This is a genomic window from Curtobacterium sp. AG1037, assembly GCF_003349855.1.
In the GTDB taxonomy this organism is placed as follows: Bacteria; Actinomycetota; Actinomycetes; order Actinomycetales; family Microbacteriaceae; genus Curtobacterium; species Curtobacterium citreum.
Window position 1 is genome coordinate 157,312 of the sequence record NZ_QQAO01000004.1, and the last position, 15,680, is coordinate 172,991.

The 15,680-nt window shown below is 71.7% G+C and carries 13 protein-coding genes; 1 reads left to right on the plus strand and 12 read right to left on the minus strand.

The genetic code is table 11. The annotated features are described in order from the left end of the window. Nucleotides 1-75 precede the first annotated feature (75 nt). The 11 genes from infB to DEU32_RS07620 all read right to left on the minus strand — a co-directional run bounded on the left by infB (nucleotide 76) and on the right by DEU32_RS07620 (nucleotide 13,802). Complete coding sequence (gene infB, locus DEU32_RS07565) at nucleotides 76-2,907, minus strand: translation initiation factor IF-2 (protein WP_114849986.1); 2,832 nt, start codon at nucleotides 2,905-2,907, stop codon at nucleotides 76-78. Nucleotides 2,908-2,982: 75 nt separating this feature from the next. Beyond that, entirely contained in the window at nucleotides 2,983-3,366 is a 384-nt protein-coding gene (locus tag DEU32_RS07570; protein ID WP_309473782.1) for a YlxR family protein, read from the minus strand. A gap of 142 nt (nucleotides 3,367-3,508) precedes the next feature. Further along, entirely contained in the window at nucleotides 3,509-4,504 is a 996-nt protein-coding gene (gene nusA / locus DEU32_RS07575) for a transcription termination factor NusA (RefSeq protein WP_058742891.1), read from the minus strand. Between the two features lie 137 nt (nucleotides 4,505-4,641). After that, the gene (locus DEU32_RS07580) at nucleotides 4,642-6,396 is read right to left on the minus strand and encodes a proline--tRNA ligase (protein ID WP_114849988.1); all 1,755 of its coding nucleotides are present in this window, start codon (nucleotides 6,394-6,396) and stop codon (nucleotides 4,642-4,644) included. A gap of 37 nt (nucleotides 6,397-6,433) precedes the next feature. Then, nucleotides 6,434-7,567, minus strand: coding sequence for a flavodoxin-dependent (E)-4-hydroxy-3-methylbut-2-enyl-diphosphate synthase (ispG, locus tag DEU32_RS07585; RefSeq protein ID WP_058742895.1), 1,134 nt, complete (start codon nucleotides 7,565-7,567; stop codon nucleotides 6,434-6,436). Between the two features lie 50 nt (nucleotides 7,568-7,617). Further along, complete coding sequence (locus DEU32_RS07590) at nucleotides 7,618-8,193, minus strand: cysteine hydrolase family protein (RefSeq protein ID WP_058742889.1); 576 nt, start codon at nucleotides 8,191-8,193, stop codon at nucleotides 7,618-7,620. Continuing rightward, a complete protein-coding gene (locus tag DEU32_RS07595) occupies nucleotides 8,190-9,635 on the minus strand; it encodes a cytosine permease (RefSeq protein ID WP_114849989.1) in 1,446 nt (481 codons plus the stop codon). Before DEU32_RS07595 ends, DEU32_RS07590 begins: the two co-directional genes overlap by 4 nt. A gap of 16 nt (nucleotides 9,636-9,651) precedes the next feature. Then, the gene (locus DEU32_RS07600) at nucleotides 9,652-10,986 is read right to left on the minus strand and encodes an RIP metalloprotease (RefSeq protein ID WP_181819225.1); all 1,335 of its coding nucleotides are present in this window, start codon (nucleotides 10,984-10,986) and stop codon (nucleotides 9,652-9,654) included. Between the two features lie 114 nt (nucleotides 10,987-11,100). After that, a complete protein-coding gene (locus DEU32_RS07605) occupies nucleotides 11,101-12,309 on the minus strand; it encodes a 1-deoxy-D-xylulose-5-phosphate reductoisomerase (RefSeq protein ID WP_181819226.1) in 1,209 nt (402 codons plus the stop codon). Between the two features lie 2 nt (nucleotides 12,310-12,311). Further along, the gene (locus DEU32_RS07615; RefSeq protein ID WP_114849990.1) at nucleotides 12,312-13,283 is read right to left on the minus strand and encodes an FKBP-type peptidyl-prolyl cis-trans isomerase; all 972 of its coding nucleotides are present in this window, start codon (nucleotides 13,281-13,283) and stop codon (nucleotides 12,312-12,314) included. A gap of 6 nt (nucleotides 13,284-13,289) precedes the next feature. Continuing rightward, nucleotides 13,290-13,802 carry an OsmC family protein gene (locus DEU32_RS07620; protein WP_114849991.1) on the minus strand — a complete coding sequence of 171 codons (513 nt, stop codon included), beginning with the start codon at nucleotides 13,800-13,802 and terminating at the stop codon, nucleotides 13,290-13,292. On the opposite strand from DEU32_RS07620, the gene DEU32_RS07625 reads away from it, so the two are divergent. Continuing rightward, nucleotides 13,801-14,793 carry an asparaginase gene (locus tag DEU32_RS07625; RefSeq protein ID WP_114849992.1) on the plus strand — a complete coding sequence of 331 codons (993 nt, stop codon included), beginning with the start codon at nucleotides 13,801-13,803 and terminating at the stop codon, nucleotides 14,791-14,793. The two genes, DEU32_RS07620 and DEU32_RS07625, sit on opposite strands and share 2 nt — an antisense overlap. An 11-nt stretch (nucleotides 14,794-14,804) precedes the next feature. Here the strand turns inward: DEU32_RS07625 and DEU32_RS17125 are convergent, their stop codons facing one another. Then, on the minus strand, nucleotides 14,805-15,584 hold the full coding sequence (locus DEU32_RS17125) for a hypothetical protein (protein WP_181819227.1): 780 nt from the start codon (nucleotides 15,582-15,584) through the stop codon (nucleotides 14,805-14,807). Nucleotides 15,585-15,680: the final 96 nt, after the last annotated feature.

Consider the following 15,680-nt stretch of genomic DNA (forward strand, 5'->3'; position numbering starts at 1 on the left):
GGCAGGGATTCTTCTGGTGGAACGGGTGGACCCCGCCCCTCCCGAGGGAGGAGCGGGGTCCAGACTAGCCAGGCGTCAGTCGCGCGGCTTCTCGACGAGCTCGGTGGTCTCGATCTCGTCACCGACCTGGATGTCGTTGTACTTGCCCAGACCGATACCGGCCTCGAAGTCCGTGCGGACCTCGGTGACGTCGTCCTTGAAACGACGCAGCGACTCGATGGCCAGTCCGTCGGCGAGCACCACACCGTCACGGATGACGCGCGCCTTGGCGTTGCGCGTGATCGTGCCGGAGCGGACGATGACACCGGCGATGTTGCCGAACTTCGAGGAGCGGAACACCTCGCGGATCTCGGCGACACCCGACTGGACCTCTTCGTACTCGGGCTTGAGCATGCCCTTGAGGGACTGCTCGATGTCCTCGAGTGCGTTGTAGATGACCGAGTAGAAGCGCACGTCGATGCCTTCGCGCGCCGCACGCTCGCGGGCCTTGACGTCCGGGCGGACGTTGAAGCCGACGACGATCGCGTTGTCGATCGTGGCCAGGTCGATGTCCGACTCCGTGATCGCACCGACGCCGCGGTGCAGGATCCGGAGCTGGACGCTGTCGTCGACCTCGATGTCCAGGAGCGACTGCTCGAGTGCCTCGACGGCACCGGAGACGTCACCCTTGATGATGAGGTTGAGCGAGTCGACCTTGCCCTCTTCGAGTGCGCGGGTGAAGTCCTCGAGCGAGATGCGCTTGCGGGCCTTGGCCAGCTGGGCGTTGCGCTCGGCGGCTTCACGCTTCTCGGCGATCTGACGGGCCGTGCGGTCTTCTTCGGTGACGAGGAACGTGTCACCGGCGCGCGGCACCGACGACAGACCCTGCACCTGGACCGGGCGGCTCGGCGTCGCGGCAGTGACCGCGTTGCCGTCCTCGTCGGTCATCGCACGGACGCGGCCGTAGGCCGTACCCGCCACGATGGCGTCACCGACGTGGAGCGTGCCGGACTGGATGAGCACCGTGGCGACCGCACCGCGACCCTTGTCGAGTCGGGCTTCGATCGCGACACCGCGTGCGTCCTTGTCGGGGTTCGCACGCAGGTCGAGACCCGCGTCGGCGGTGAGCAGCACGGCGTCGAGGAGGTCCTGGATGCCGACGTTGTTGCGCGCCGACACGTCGACGAACATGACGTCGCCGCCGTACTCCTCGGCCACCAGGTTGTACTCGGTGAGCTGCTGCCGGACCTTCGCCGGGTTCGCGCCCTCCTTGTCGATCTTGTTCACCGCGACCACGATCGGCACACCGGCCGACTGCGCGTGGTTCAGTGCCTCGATCGTCTGGGGCATGATGCCGTCGTCCGCCGCGACCACGAGGATCGCGATGTCCGTCACCTGGGCACCACGGGCACGCATGGCGGTGAACGCCTCGTGACCCGGGGTGTCGATGAAGGTGATCGGGCGGTCGATGCCCTCGTGCTCGGTCGTGATCTGGTACGCACCGATGTGCTGGGTGATGCCACCGGCCTCGCCCTCGACGACCTTCGAGTTGCGGATCGCGTCGAGGAGGCGGGTCTTGCCGTGGTCGACGTGGCCCATGACGGTGACGACCGGCGGCCGCTGCTGCAGCACGTCGTCGTCCTCGTCCTCGAGCTCGGCATCGAGGTCGATGTCGAAGCCCTCGAGGAGCTCACGGTCCTCGTCCTCGGGCGAGACGATCTGGATCTTGTAGCCGAGCTCCTCGCCGAGGACCTCGAACGTGGCCTCGTCCAGGGACTCCGTGGCGGTCGCCATCTCACCGAGGTGGAACAGCACCGTCACGAGGTTGCCGGGCATCGCGTCGATCTTGTCCGCGAAGTCCGAGATGCTCGCACCACGGCGCAGACGGACGACCGTGTTGCCGTCGCCACGAGGGACCTGCACGCCGCCGAGCGACGGCGCCTGCCGCATCTCGTACTCGGCGCGCTTCGTCCGCTTCGACTTGCGGGCACGGCTCTTGCCACCACCGCGACCGAACGCACCGGCGGTCCCACCACCGGGGCCACGACCACGGCCACCGCCACCGGCGGGACGCGGGCCGGAGAACGCCGGACGCGGGAAGCCGCCGCCGGCACCCGGGGCACCCGGACGACCGCCGGGGCCACCACGGCCGCCACCCTGGCCCGGGCGCTGCCCGAAGCCGTTGGGACGGTTCGCCTGACCGGGGCCACCCGGACGCGGCGCTCCGGGACGCGGGGCGCCCGGACGCGGCGGTGCCGGACGCGGGATGCCGTTGCCGCCACCGGCGCCGCCGGCGGGACGCTGTCCCATGCCCTGGTTCGAGGAGTACGGGTTGTTGCCCGGACGCGGCGGGCGCGAGCCCATGCCCTGGCTCGACGCGTAGGGGTTGTTGCCGGGACGTGCGCCCGGCTTCGGGCCACCCGGCTTCGGGCCGGCTGCTGCGCCCGGCTTCGGGGAACCGCCGGGCTTGACGGCGTCACCCTTCGGCGCGGTCGTGCCACCGGACGCCTGGCTCGCGGCCTTCTCGTCGGCTGCGGCCTTGCGTGCGGCCTCGGCCTCGGCCTGGCGCTGGGCGACCGACTTCGGTGCAGCGGGCACCGGGGCGTCGCTGGCCGGGGCCTGCGCCTGGGGCTCGGGCTGCGGGGCCGGTGCCGGACGGGCCGGACCCGGGCGGGGGCCGCCGGGCTTCGGCGCGCTCGACTTCGGCGCTGCGGTCTTGGCGGGCGCGCTCGGCGTGGCCGACGCTGCCGGAGCCGACGACGAGGCGCCGGACGCCTGCAGCGCAGCACGGAGCTTGCGCGCGACGGGGGGTTCCACACTGGAGCTCGGGCCCTTGACGAACTCGCCGAGCTCCTTGAGCTTCTCCATTGCGGTCTTGCTGTCGACACCGAGTTCGGATGCGATCTCGTGTACGCGTGGTTTTGCCACTGTTCTCCTTCACGGGTCCCACCCCGCGAAGGGGGCAGGACTCACTGGATGACGGGTCTCATTTCGAGCCGCTCATCAGTTGTCCATAAGCCGTTCAGCCTGTTCTGTCGTGTCCTGGTGTCCGCCCGACTGCTCGGCTGCGAGGCCGTGCAGGTGGTCGAGCACTGCGGACGTGTCGGGTTCGCGATCCAGCCGGAGCGCCCGGCGGAAGGCCCGGCGCTTGACGGCCAGTTCGTAGGCTTCGACGGTCGGGGTGAGCCACGCTCCCCTGCCCGGCATGACTGCCTTCGGGTCCGCCACGACGCGACCGTCGCTCGAGGCGACGACACGGAGGAGGGAGGACCGGGGAGCACGGCGACGACTGCCGATGCACGTTCTGACGGGAACCACCTTACTCCTCACCTCCGACGACCGCGATCCGGCGCGCCCGACCGGGCCACGCCGAGGGCGAAAACGCACCGGACGACAGCCGCCGTCCGGTGCCGGGAGCCGCTACTCGTCGCCGTCCAGGATCGAGCCCTGACCGGCACTGCCTGGATGTCGACCCTACTCGTCGCCGTCCAGGATCGAGCCCTGACCGGCACTGCCTGGATGTCGATCCCTACTCGTCGCCGTCCAGGATCGAGTCCGGCTGGATGTCGATCCGCGCGCCGGTGAGCTTCGCGGCGAGGCGGGCGTTCTGCCCTTCCTTGCCGATCGCGAGCGACAGCTGGTAGTCCGGCACGAGGGCACGGACGGCCTTCGTCGAGGCGTCGAGCACGAACGCGCTCGTCACCTTCGCCGGCGACAGGGCGCTCGCGACGAACGATGCCAGGTCGGACGAGTAGTCGACGATGTCGATCTTCTCGGCACCCAGCTCGGTCGTCACGGCACGCACGCGCGCACCGAGCTCACCGATGCACGCGCCCTTCGCGTTCACGCCGGACTCGTTCGCCTTCACGGCGAGCTTCGTGCGGTGCCCGGCCTCGCGGGCGATCGAGGTGATCTCGACGACGCCGGAGGCGATCTCCGGGACCTCGAGCGCGAAGAGCTTGCGGACGAGCCCGGGGTGCGTGCGCGAGACCGTGATCTGCGGACCCTTCGCCCCGCGGCCGACGCTCGTGACGTAGACGCGGATGCGGTTGCCGTGCTTGTACTCCTCGCCCGGGACCTGCTCCTCGGGCGGGAGGATCGCCTCGACCGTGCCGAGGTCGACGTGCACCATCTTCGGGTTCGGACCCTGCTGGATCACGCCCGCGACGATGTCGCCCTCCTTGCCACGGAACTGCCCGAGGATCTTGTCGTCGCCGATGTCGCGGAGGCGCTGGTTGATGACCTGCTTCGCGGCGAAGGCGGCGATGCGGCCGAAGTCGCTCGGCTGGTCGACGGCCTCGCCGACGACGGTGCCCTCCTCGTCGCGCTCCGGCACGTAGACCGACACCTCGCCGGACTTGCGGTCGAGCTCGACACGCGCCTGGGCGTCGACGGGCTCGTCGTTCTCCGCGCGGTGCTTCTGGTACGCCGTCAGGATGGCGGATTCGATGATCTGGACGAGTTCGTCGAACGGGATCTCCCGCTCGCGCTCCATGAGTCGCAGGACTGCGAGGTCGATCTTCACCGAGGTGCCTCCGTATTCAGCTGAGTCGCCTCCGCGGGGTGGATCTGCGCGGAAGTCGGCGACCAGCGTACCCCAGAACAGGACGGGAGGCGCGTGGCGGACCCGCCACGCGCCTTCCGTCCGTCAGGGGGTCGCGATCAGATCGCGCGGACCGCCTCGAGCAGCTCCGCGACCGGCACGTCGCGCCGCTCGCCGGACCGCCGGTCCCACAGTTCGACGACGCCGTCGGCGGCGCTCCGACCGGCGACGATGACCACGGGCACGCCGAGGAGCTCGGCGTCGCGGAGCTTCACGCCGGGCGAGACCTTCGGGCGGTCGTCGTAGACGACGTCGTACCGCTCGTCCTCGAGGGTCGCGATGAGCGACGACGCGACGTCGTAGGCGACCTCGTCCTTGCCGGTGGCGACCACGTGCACGTCGAACGGTGCGATCTCCTTCGGCCAGGCGAGGCCCTTCTCGTCGTTGTGCGCCTCGGCGAGGATCGCCATGATGCGCGTGACGCCGATGCCGTAGGAACCCATCGTGACGGTCGCGAGCTTGCCGTTCTCGTCCTGGACCTTGAGTCCGAGGGCCTCGGCGTACTTGCGGCCGAGCTGGAAGACGTGCCCGATCTCCATGCCGCGGGCGGTCTCGAGGGGGCCCGAGCCGTCCGGTGCGGGGTCGCCGGCACGGACGTCCGCGACGTCGGCGGTGCCGTCCGCGGTGAAGTCGCGACCCGCCACGAGGCCGGAGACGTGCACACCGCGCTCGTTCGCACCGGTGACCCACGCGGTCCCCTCGGCGATCCGGGGGTCGACGAGGTACCGGATGCCCGAGGGGCTGTCGGCGCCCAGGACCTGCGGGCCGATGTAGCCCTTCACGAACACACCGGGGTGGCGCTTGAAGTCGTCGTCGCCGGCCGCCTCGACCTCGGCGGGCGCGAAGGCCACTTCGGCGCGCTTCAGGTCGACGTCCCGGTCGCCGGGGAGCCCGACGACGACGACCTCGCGGGTGCCGTCGAGGTGCGTCAGGGCGAGCACGACGTTCTTCAGGGTGTCCGCAGCCGTCCACCGACGGTCCGCGCGGGGGGCGGCGTCGTTGGCGTGCGCGACGAGCGTGTCGATCGTCGGGGTGTCCGCCGCGGGCAGGCGCACGGGGTCCGGCTGCCCCTCGATCGGCAGGCTGTCGGCCGCGGGGGTGACGTAGGCCTCGACGTTCGCTGCGTAGCCGCCGGCGCTCCGGACGAAGGTGTCCTCGCCGACGCCGATCGGGTGCAGGAACTCCTCGGACTTCGAGCCGCCCATCGCGCCGGCGTCCGCCTGGACGATGACGTACTCGAGGCCGAGTCGGGTGAAGATGCGCTCGTAGGCGTCCCGCATCACCTGGTAGCTGCGCTCGAGGCCCTCGTCCGTGAGGTCGAACGAGTACGCGTCCTTCATGGTGAACTCGCGCCCGCGCAGGAGTCCGGCGCGGGGCCGGGCCTCGTCGCGGTACTTGTCCTGGATCTGGAACAGCGTGACGGGAAGGTCCTTGTACGAGCCGTACAGGTCCTTCACGAGCAGCGCGAACATCTCCTCGTGTGTGGGCGCGAGCAGGTAGTCGGCGCCCTTGCGGTCCTGCAGGCGGAACATGCCGTCGCCGTACTCGGCCCAGCGGTTCGTCGCCTCGTAGGGCTCGCGCGGCAGGAGCGCGGGCAGCAGGACCTCCTGCGCGCCGGCGGCCACCATCTCCTGGCGGACGATGTCCTCGATGCGGCGGCGGACGCGCAGGCCGAGCGGCAGCCACGCGAAGATCCCCGGGGACTGACGACGGACGTAGCCGGCGCGGACGAGCAGCTTCGCGCTCGTCACCTCGGCGTCGGAGGGGTCGTCGCGGAGCGTGCGGAGGAAGAGATGGGAGAGCCGTGTGACCACGGGGCAAGCCTAGCGGCGCACGCGGCCCTCCCCGCGACTAGGGGGTCGTGACGACCTGGGGCGAACCCGTCGTGGCGTCCGGACCCATCTCGTCGGCGAGCCGGTTGGCCTCCTCGATGAGGGTCTGCACGATCTCGCGCTCCGGGACGGTCTTGATGACCTGTCCCTTCACGAAGATCTGTCCCTTGCCGTTGCCGGACGCGACACCGAGGTCGGCCTCGCGCGCTTCGCCCGGACCGTTCACGACGCAGCCCATGACGGCGACGCGGAGCGGGACGGTCATGCCCTCGAGCCCCTTCGTGACGTCGTTGGCGAGCTGGTAGACGTCGACCTGCGCCCGGCCGCAGCTCGGGCACGAGACGATCTCGAGCTTGCGTTCGCGCAGGTTGAGCGACTGCAGGATCTGCAGGCCGACCTTGACCTCCTGCGCGGGCGGCGCGGAGAGCGAGACGCGGATGGTGTCGCCGATGCCCTCGGCGAGCAGGATGCCGAACGCCGTGGCGCTCTTGATCGTGCCCTGGAACTCCGGTCCGGCCTCGGTCACCCCGAGGTGCAGCGGCCAGTCCCCCGCGGCGGCGAGCTGCCGGTAGGCCTTCACCATGACGATCGGGTCGTTGTGCTTGACCGAGATCTTGAAGTCGTGGAAGTCGTGCTCCTCGAACAGGGACGCTTCCCACACGGCGGACTCGACCAGTGCCTCGGGCGTGGCCTTGCCGTACTTCTGCAGCAGGCTCGGCTCGAGCGACCCGGCGTTCACACCGATGCGCAGCGAGACGCCCGCGTCCTTGGCGGCCCGGGCGATCGCACCGACCTGGTCGTCGAACTTGCGGATGTTCCCCGGGTTCACGCGGACCGCGGCACACCCGGCGTCGATGGCCTGGAAGACGTACTTCGGCTGGAAGTGGATGTCGGCGATGACCGGGATCTGCGACTTCTTCGCGATGATCGGCAGCGCGTCCGCGTCGTCCTGGCTCGGGACCGCGACGCGCACGATGTCGCACCCGGAGGCGGTGAGCTCGGCGATCTGCTGCAGCGTCGCGTTGATGTTCGTCGTCGGCGTGGTGGTCATCGACTGCACCGAGACGGGTGCGTCGCCGCCCACGAGGACCTTGCCCACCCGGATCTGCCGCGACTTCCGACGCGGGCTCAGGGTTTCGGGGACTTTCGGCAGACCGAGGTTCACTGCTGGCACGAGGTGCACTCTACGCGCTCGCGGTGCCGTCACTCGGCGCTGGTCACCAGGTCCGTCCCGCGGTCCACGACCGTGACGAGCGGTGCGTACAGCCGCATCGCGTCGAGGGCGCGCTCGTGGTCGGCGTCGGTGGCGCCGGCGCACGCGTCGGCGACGACCGTGACGGTCGCGCCGGCGTCGGCAGCGGCCAGCGCGGTGCTCAGCACGCAGCAGTCGGTGGAGACGCCGGTGAGCACGAGGTGCGGGTGGTCGCCGACGACGGCGCGGAGGCTCGTCCCCCACTTGCCGAAGGTCGGTTCCGTGACGACGGGGTCGCGTCGGTCGACCGCGGCGGATGCGAAGGGCTCGGTCAGGCCGTACAGCGGGTCGCCGTCCGGGACGAGCGCGAACGGCCAGTCCCGGTAGTACGGCACCCAGGCACCCTCGGGCCGCTCGGGCGCGACGAAGCGCGTGAAGACCGTGCGACCGGCGAACCGGGGCAGCAGCCGTCCGGTCCCGGCGGCTGCCGCGTCGTACCGCGGCGCCGCCCACGGGCTGTCACCGGTGAAGATGCGCTGCAGGTCGATCGCGACGAGCCACGCGTCGGGCGGGACGACGACGCTCACGCCTGCTCCTGGCGGCGCACGGACCCGCGCGCGGTGAGGAGCGTGCCGACGAACCCGACCACGAGCGCGACGAGGACGCCGAGGTTGGCGTACGCCCACGCGCCCTGCCGGCCACCGAGGCCGAACGGCTCGAGCAGGTAGCCCTGCCAGTTCAGCCACGCCGGGACGCCGTACGTGTTCGTGACGAGCCCCCAGCCGAGGACGGTCCCGAGGACGACGAGCCCGATCGCGGCCCAGCGCACGTCGCCGTAGCGGCCCCGCACGTCGTCGAGCTCGGCGTCCGCGTAGGCCCGGCGACGCAGCAGCACGTCGGCGACGAACACCCCCGCCCAGGCGGCGATCGGCACGCCGAGGGTCACGAGGAACGCCTGGAACGGCGAGATGAAGTCCTTCGCGAAGAAGACCACGTACACGGCCCCGGCGACCATGAACACGCCGTCGACCCCGGCCGCGACGGGCCGCGGGATCCGGACGCCGGCGCTGAGGAGCGCGAGCCCGGACGAGTAGATGTCGAGCACGGCACCGCCGACGAGCCCGAGGATCGCGACGAGGGCGAACGGGACGAGGAACCACACCGGCAGGATCGTCGTGAGCGCACCGATCGGGTCGGCGCCGATCGCGCTGTTCAGGTCCTTCGACGAACCCGCGAGCAGGACGCCCACCACGACCAGGACGGCGGGGGCGAGCGCACCGCCGAACGTCGTCCACCAGACCACGCCCCCGGTCGAGGCGGTCCGCGGCAGGTAGCGCGAGTAGTCCGCAGCGGCGTTGACCCAGCCGAGCCCGAAGCCCGTCATCACGAGGACGAGTGCGCCGAGGACGTTCTGGGCGCTCCCGGACGGCAGGGCGCCGAGCGTGCCGAGGTCGATCGACGGCACCGCGAGCACGACGTAGACCACCGTGAGCACGGCGGTGACGACGGTGATCACGGTCTGCAGGCGCATGATGACGTCGAAGCCGGCGATCCCCGCCCCGACCACCAGCGCGGCGACCACGACCAGGGCGACGAGCTTCGTCACGACGCCGTCGTCCCAGCCGAGCTCCCGGAACACGGTCGACGTCGCCAGGACCGCGAGGGACGCCAGCGCGGTCTCCCACCCGACGGTGAGCACCCAGCTCAGGAACGACGGCAGCCGGTTCCCCCGCACGCCGAACGCCGCGCGGCTGAGGACCATCGTCGGCGCCGAGCCTCGCTTGCCGGCGATCGCGACGATCCCGCAGAGCAGGAACGAGAACGCGACGCCGACGACGGACACGATCGTCGCCTGGGCCAGCGAGATGCCGAACCCGAGGACGAACGAGCCGTAGCTCAGGCCGAGCACCGAGACGTTCGCGGCGAACCACGGCCAGAACAGCCCGCCGGGCCGCCCCTTCCGGTCGGACTCGGCGATGACGTCGATGCCCTGGCGCTCGACGGCGCGGACCTCGGGGGCTGTGCTCATGCGCCCGAGCGTAGTGCTAGCCGAACAGGTTCACCGGTCGCACGATGTCGGCGTAGACGAGGAGCGCGCTCATCCCGGCCAGGAGCACGACGACGACCATCGTGAGCGGCATCGTCTTGGCCAGGTCGATCGCGCCCGGGTCCGGCTTGCCGACGAGCAGGTACGCGCGGCGCTTCACGGCCTCCCACAGCGCCCCGGCGATGTGACCGCCGTCGAGCGGCAGGAGCGGCACCATGTTGAGCACGAACAGGCCGATGTTGAGCGACGCCAGGAGCCCGAGGATCGTGTAGACCTTGTCGACCACGGGGACCCCGCTCATCGACGAGACCTCGCCGATGGCCCGGCCGACGCCGACGACCGAGACCGGGCTGTCCTGGGACCGCGCCTGCGAGCCGAACGCCGCGTTCCACACCGCGACGAGCCGCTGCGGCAGGTCGATGATCAGGTGCGCCGACGCGGCGATCTGCGCGCCCGTCGCGGGGAGGACGGCCGCCGGGGACTGCCGCACGAGGGACTGCCCGATGCTGACCCCCACGACACCGACCTGCTGCGTCTTCGTGGTGCCGTCCGCGTTCTTCGCCGCCGTGCCCTCGGCCGTGACGACGTCGCGGGTGGCGAGCTGCGGCGTGACCTCGAGCGTCTTCCGCGCACCGTCGCGCTCGACCACGACCGTCACGGTCTTGCCCGGGGAGCGCTGGAAGACCTTCGAGACCTCGGCGATCGTCGGGTCCTGCTGGCCGTCCACCGCCAGGACGACGTCGCCGTCCCGGATGCCGGCCTGCTTCGCGGGCGACTCGGCGTCACCCGGGGCGCACGCCGTGGCGCTGCTCGACGGCAGGACGCAGTCGACGCTGGACGTGAAGGTCGTCGTCGGGGCGCCGAAGCCGCACAGCAGCACGCCGAACAGGAGGATGCCGATGACGAGGTTCATCGCGGGGCCGGCGACCATGACGATGATGCGCTTCCACGGGGTCAGCCGGTAGAACGCGCGGGAGTCGTCGCCGCCGGAGTCCGCGATCTGCGCGGCGCTGGCCTCGCGCGCGTCCTGCACGAACGCGCCGTACATGCCGGTGTTCGTGATCGCGTTCGGCTTGCCCGAGGCCCGGGGCTTGAGCATGCCGACCATCGAGATGTACCCACCGAGCAGGATCGGGCGGATCCCGTACTCGGTCTCGCCGCGGCGGAAGGACCACATCGCCTTGCCGAACCCGAGCGAGTACTGCGTGACCTTGACGCCGAAGAGCTTCGCGAAGGACAGGTGGCCGAGCTCGTGGAGGCCGATCGAGACCAGCAGGCCGACGATGAAGACGACCACGCCGAGGACGAACAGGAGCACGGATTCGACGGTCACCAGGAGAGGGTACGGGACCCCGCCCATGACGGAGCCGAGCGCATCCTGAGAGGTGGGGCGGGCCTCCTGTCCGTCAGGTGGTCACCACGGGACGGACGGGAGGCACGGGTCGGGTCAGCGTGTCAGCGCGCGGTCCGCCGCTTCGCGGGCCCAGCGCTCGGCCGCGAGCACGCCGTCCAGGGACGGCTCCCCCGCCGTGTGCGCGTCGACGACGCGCCGGACCGTGTCGACGATGTCGAGGAAGCCGATCGCGCCGGCGTGGAAGGCGGCGACGGCCTGCTCGTTCGCGGCGTTGAAGACCGCGGGGAACGTGCCGCCGAGGACCCCGACGTGCTTCGCGAGGTCGACGGCGCCGAAGGCCTGCGTGTCGAGCGGTTCGAAGGTCCAGGTGCTCGCGGTCGTCCAGTCGAGCGGGACGCCGACGCCGGGGACGCGGTCCGGCCAGGCCAGGCCGAGCGCGATCGGCAGGCGCATGTCCGGCGGCGAGGCCTGGGCGATCGTCGAGCCGTCGACGAACTCGACCATCGAGTGCACGATCGACTGCGCGTGCACCGTCACGTCGATGCGGTCGTACGGCACGCCGAACAGCAGGTGCGCCTCGATGACCTCGAGGCCCTTGTTGACGAGCGTCGCGGAGTTCGTCGTGACGACGAGTCCCATGTCCCACGTCGGGTGCGCGAGCGCCTGCGCCGGGGTGACGTCGACGAGCTCGGCGCGGGAGCGTCCGCGGAACGGGCCCCCGCTCGCCGTGAGGACGAGCCGCCGGACCTCGGTGCCGGTGCCCGAGCGGAGCGCCTGCGCGATGGCGGAGTGCTCGCTGTCGACCGGGACGATCTGCCCGGGCGCGGCGGCGGCCTGCACGAGCGGGCCGCCGACGATCAGGCTCTCCTTGTTCGCGAGGGCGAGCGTCGCGCCGACGTCCAGCGCCGCCAGGGTCGGGCCGAGGCCCACCGAGCCGGTGATGCCGTTGAGGACGACGTCCGCCTCGACACCGCGGACCAGGCGTTCGGCGTCGGCCGCGCCGAACGCGGTCTCCGTGACGTCGAAGCGGGCGGCCTGCTCGGCGACGAGCTCGCGGTTGGTGCCGGCGGTGAGGCCGACGACCTCGAAGCGGTCGGGGTTGCGGGCGACGACGTCGAGGGCCTGGGTGCCGATCGAGCCCGTGCTGCCGAGGACGACGATGCGGCGCCGGCCGGTCGGGCCGGCCGGGCCGGTCGCGTCGGCCGGGCCGGTCGCGTCGGCCGGGCCGGTCGCGTCGGCCGGGCCGGTCGCGTCGGCCGGGCCGGTCGGGCTGGTCGCGTCGGCCGGGCCGGTCGGCGTCATGGTCAGCCCTTGGCCAGGAGGTCGACGACGAAGACGAGCGAGGCGTCCTTCGGGATGTTCGAGCCCTCGGGCGGGTTCGAGCCGTAGGCGTCCTCGGCCGTCGTCACGATGAGGACCTGCGAGCCGATCTTCTGCCCGACCAGGCCGGTGACGAAGCCCTTGATGAGCGAGCCCTCGGACACCGTGAAGGTGGTGGGTGCGCCCTTCGACCACGAGGAGTCGAACTCCTTGCCGCCGTCGAGCGTCACGCCCTTGTACTGCACCAGGACGCTGTCGCCATCGGCCACGGTGTCGCCGTCGCCCTGCTTGAGGACCTCGACCTCGGTCTTCGCGGGGGCGGTCTCGCCGGCGGGGATCGTGATCTCCGGCTCGCCGTCCGCCTTGTCCTTGACCGTGGGCAGCGCGGGGTTCTGCTCCTGCGGCGTGCCGGTCGCCTTCGTCGGGGTCTTCGCGAGCACGTCCGCGACGACGACGATGTCACCGCTCGTGGTGAAGCCGAGCGCCGAGGACGCACCGACCGCCGCGACCCGGTCGCCGACCTTGGTGCAGGCGAGCAGGGCGCCGAAGCCGGTGCCGCCCACCGACAGGACCTGCGGGTTGCCCTGGTCGAAGCCGACCGCGCCGAGCTTCGAGGCGTCCTTCGCCTGGTACACGGCGTAGGAGACCTGCGCGAACTCGCCGTCCTTGAGCGCGGCACCGTCGCCCTCGACGACCGTGGAGGCCTGCGGCGTCTTCGCGCTGATGCCCTTGTCGAACGTGACCGTCGGGGCCTCCTTGCCGCCGAACGCACCGCTGACCTCGATGCTCTTCGACGCCGAACCCGGCTTCGGGCAGGCGGAGATCGGCGTGGCCGACGCGCTCGAGGACGCGCTCGGCGAGGCCGACGCGTCACCCGACCCCGAACCGGAGCAGGCGGCGAGTCCCAGCACGACGGCGGGGACGAGGGCGATCGGGAGCAGGCGAAGACGCTTCACGGGGACCTAGTGTGCCGTACGGACCTTGGTGACCGGCGCGTGGTGGACGGGGAACGCCACGGAGCGGGCGATGAAGCAGAGTTCGTTCGCGCGGGCGTGCGCCGCGTCGGCGTCGGCGACGCGGTCCGGTTCGGCGATCGTGACCACCGGGTGCAGGTGGACGGCGGTGACCTCGCCGGTGCCGTCACGGTGGACGTCGAGCGACGCCGTCGCGGTGTCGGTGTAGTCGAGGACGGTGAAGCCCTGCTGCACGGCGACGTACAGGTAGCTCATCATGTGGCACTGCGCGAGGGCGCCGAGCAGCATCTCCTCGGGGTTCCACCGGTCCGCGTCGCCACGGAACGTCGGGTCGGCCGACCCCGGGATGGACGGCTTCCCCGCGGCGGTGACGTCGTGGTCGCGGCCGTAGTCGCGGTAGCCGCTCGTCCCGGTGCCGCGGTTGCCGGTCCAGTTGACGGTGACCTCGTAGGAGTGGTCGCTCACGGTGGCCCTTCGTCGGTGTCGGTACGCTGGCGGCATGACGGTGAGCACCGATGTCCGCACTGATCGCCATCCTCTCACCGCCGACGGTTCCGTCGAGCTCGCGGTGCTCGACCGCAACGGCTTCGATGAGAGCCGGCACGTGGGTGCCGGTGTCGTCGTCGGTGCCGACGGTCGGGTGCTCGACGCGGTCGGCGACGTGACGGCGAGCATCTACCCCCGGTCGACGATGAAGCCGTTCCAGGCGCTGGCCATCCGCCGGGCCGGGGCGTCCTTCAGCGACGAGGAACTCGTGCTCACCACGGCGAGCCACGCCGGCACGGCCCCGCACCAGGCCCTCGCCCTGCACATGCTCGAGTCCTTCGACCACACCGAGGCCGACCTGGGCTGCCCGCCGGACATGCCGTTCGACCGGGCGACGGCCCGCACGATGGCAGAGCCCCGGCGCCTGGCGATGAACTGCTCCGGGAAGCACGCGGGCATGCTCGCAGCCTGCCGGGTGAACGGCTGGGGCGAGGCCACCTACCTGGACACGGCCCACCCGCTGCAGCAGCGCGTCCGTGACACCGTCGAGGAGTTCACGCGGGAGACGGTCGACCTGGTCGGCACGGACGGGTGCGGCGCCCCGGTGTTCCCCCTGACCCTGACCGGACTCGCCCGCGGCTTCGCGGGCGTGGTCGCACGAGCGGACGCCGACTCCGCCGCGCTCGTCGACGCGGTCCTGGACCACCCCTGGGTGATCGACGGCGTCGGGCGGGCCAACACCGTCACGATCGAGCGCCTGCAGGTCCTCGCGAAGTTCGGCGCCGAGGGCGTCATGGTGATGGGCCTGCCCGGAGGCGCGGCCGTCGCCGTGAAGACGCTGGACGGCTCCCAGCGCGCCGGGACCCTCGCGGCGCTGACGCTCCTGCAGCGGAACGGGCTCGTCGATGCAGAGGGCGTCACGGACGTCCTGCGTGCGACGGGCGAGCAGGTGCTCGGTGGCGGGGTGCCCGTCGGCGCGGTGCGGGTCGGCGCCGGCCTGCGCTGAGCTCGACGCCGTCACAGCGCCGGCAACGCGGGGTCGAGTGCGCGTGAGCGATGGTCCTGCACCCGTCGCACGGAGCATCCGTAGCGGGTGACCTCGACGACGGTGTCCCAGGCCCGCGGCCGCATCCGCTCGCTCGGGACGAGCACGACCGTCGTCCGGATGCGCGCGTCCGCATCGGACAGGACGGCCACCGCGGTCCCCGCGGGGAGGGACACGCCTGCCGGCGCGCCGTCGAGCGTGGTGCCCGGCGGCGGAGCATCGACGAGGTCGTCGGCGAGGGCCGTCCGGACGGCACCCCCGGAGCCTGCCGTCGCGGTCCCGGTCGCGGTCGCGGTCGCCGTCCCGGTCGCGGTCACCGTCGCGGTCGTGGTCGCCGTCGTGCTCGCGGTCGCACGGAGCAGGTCCGCGAGTTCGACGAACACCGCGAGTGCGAGGGCGCCGGTGCCGACCACCACGAGGTGCGTCGGACGCCCAGGTGTGCCGAGTTCGTGACCGATCGGCTCGCCGTCGTCGTCGTGCCCGAGGAGCAGGTCGGACCGGCGGGACTGCGCCTGGCGGGCGGGAGGGTCGTCGCTGGTTCCCGGCAGGCGGCGTGTCCGGGTCGACTCCGGTTCCGGTTCGTCCGACGTCGTCGGTAGCGACCGGCTCGATGCACGGTCGAGCAGGGCGCAGCAGCATGCCGCCCCGAACAGAACGGCCCGCGCGGGACCGTCGAGCGCGAGGAGCACCGCGGCGAGCCCGAGCAGCACGGCGGTGCCGACGAGGGCGGTTCGAGCGACGAGGAGGGACACGCCGGTCAGTCCAGCAGAGTGACGACCTGCCCATGGAGGGAGCCGCCCGTCCTGTGGAGGGCGATGCGCTGTTCCTCCGTTCTGGAGGAGGAACAG

Bases quoted from the DNA above. Each gene is read 5' to 3' on its own strand.
- DEU32_RS07595 (WP_114849989.1), bottom strand. From the start codon at position 9,635: ATGAGCACAGCCCCCGAGGTCCGCGCCGTCGAGCGCCAGGGCATCGAC.
- DEU32_RS07605 (WP_181819226.1), bottom strand. From the start codon at position 12,309: ATGACGCCGACCGGCCCGGCCGACGCGACCAGCCCGACCGGCCCGGCC.
- DEU32_RS07625 (WP_114849992.1), top strand. From the start codon at position 13,801: ATGACGGTGAGCACCGATGTCCGCACTGATCGCCATCCTCTCACCGCC.
- DEU32_RS07620 (WP_114849991.1), bottom strand. From the start codon at position 13,802: ATGCCGCCAGCGTACCGACACCGACGAAGGGCCACCGTGAGCGACCAC.